Raw genomic sequence first — 524 nt, 5'->3', positions numbered from 1 at the left:
GCATGGATCTGATCGTTCAGGCCGCTCAGTTCCAGAAAATCACGATAAGCCTGAGCTGTCGTGGCAAAGCCACCTGGCACCGATACACCGGCGCCTGCAAGGTTACTGATCATCTCGCCCAGGGATGCGTTCTTGCCCCCCACATGCTCTACATCATGGACGCCGAGCTTATCGAGGGAAACTACGTACTCTACCAAGGTGATCTCTCCACTAACTGTGTTGGAAAAGCTCAGAAGCCGGCGACTCGGGGGAGCCTTTGCCGGCTGTATGGCCTGGACCTGGAAAATAAGTGAGAATGCGGGCATCGGTGGCCGACAAATCGCGCCTACTATATCCAAGAATCGTCACTAGCTTWAGGCCCAAGGTGCAAATGAAACGATCTGCTTTCTTTATCTCCGATGGCACCGGCATTACCGCCGAAACCCTCGGCCAAAGCCTGCTGGCGCAGTTCGAAAACATTACCTTCAGCAAAATCATACGACCGTACATCGACGACGCTGATAAAGCGCGGGCCATGGTACAAC

At 54.1% G+C, this 524-nt stretch carries 2 protein-coding genes; one reads left to right on the top strand and one right to left on the bottom strand.

The window, feature by feature from the left end; translation table 11 throughout:
- Positions 1-197 (bottom strand): PEP/pyruvate-binding domain-containing protein (locus AC1DLB_RS31800; RefSeq protein WP_477786506.1); only part of this gene is annotated, 197 nt, incomplete at its 3' end.
- Between the two features lie 173 nt (positions 198-370).
- Between AC1DLB_RS31800 and AC1DLB_RS31795 the strand changes: the two genes are divergently transcribed.
- On the top strand, positions 371-524 hold a 154-nt coding region (locus AC1DLB_RS31795; protein WP_477786507.1), incomplete at its 3' end, for a kinase/pyrophosphorylase.

This window comes from Pseudomonas sp. 05N434, from assembly GCF_056396965.1.
Note: the sequence above shows the minus strand (reverse complement) of the source record. Positions and strands in the feature narration are given on the sequence as shown.